Origin of the sequence: Actinomycetospora sp. NBRC 106378 (genome assembly GCF_030269685.1) — a bacterium.
Classification (GTDB): Bacteria; Actinomycetota; Actinomycetes; order Mycobacteriales; family Pseudonocardiaceae; genus Actinomycetospora.
In genome coordinates, this window is sequence record NZ_BSTT01000036.1 from 1 (window position 1) to 645 (window position 645).

Below are 645 nucleotides of genomic sequence, written 5' to 3' on the forward strand. Positions count from 1 at the left end.
CGTAGTAGACGTGCAGGCGGGTGCGGTCTCGGACCAGGCCGACACTGAGGCCGGCGAAGCGGCTGTCGAGTCGCAGGAGCACTCCGCCGTAGCTGAAGCGGGCGGCGCTGTTGAGCTTGCGGGTCAGTGCGCCGAGCGGGACCGCGTCGGCGGGTTCGACTTCGAGCACGGGCAGCTCGACGGCGGTGCCGGCGTGGTAGCAGGAGACGGGCAGCTCGCCATCGAGGGCTTGATGTGGCCGGATGTGGTTGTAGTGCTCGCGGAACTCGGCGAACAGGTTTTCGGCGGCGGCCATGGTGCGGGGAGCGCGGCGGCGCGCGAGCCAGCCGCGCGTGGTCTGGTGGAGTCGTTCGATCTTGCCGCAGCAACGCGGGTTGTAGGGCCGGGAATGAATCAACCCGATCCCGGCGCGGGCGAGTTGACGCTCGAAGCTGACCGTGGTCGCGCGCAGCCGCCCGGTGAAGCACAGCCCGTTGTCCGAGAGCACCGTGGCGGGCTGGCCGTTCTCGGCGACCGCGCTGCGTATCGCGGCCCAGGCCAGGGTGGAGGTCAACGCCTCGCCGAGCTCGATGCCCACGCAGAACCGGGAGTGGTCATCGACGATGTCGACCGCCCAGAACGGGGTGCCGTCGGCGAGGTGGTGCA

General features: G+C 70.2%; 1 protein-coding gene. It reads right to left on the reverse strand.

What is annotated here, in order from left to right; all coding sequences use genetic code 11:
* Nucleotides 1-645 (reverse strand): integrase core domain-containing protein (locus QSK00_RS30295; protein WP_285597265.1); only part of this gene is annotated, 645 nt, incomplete at both ends.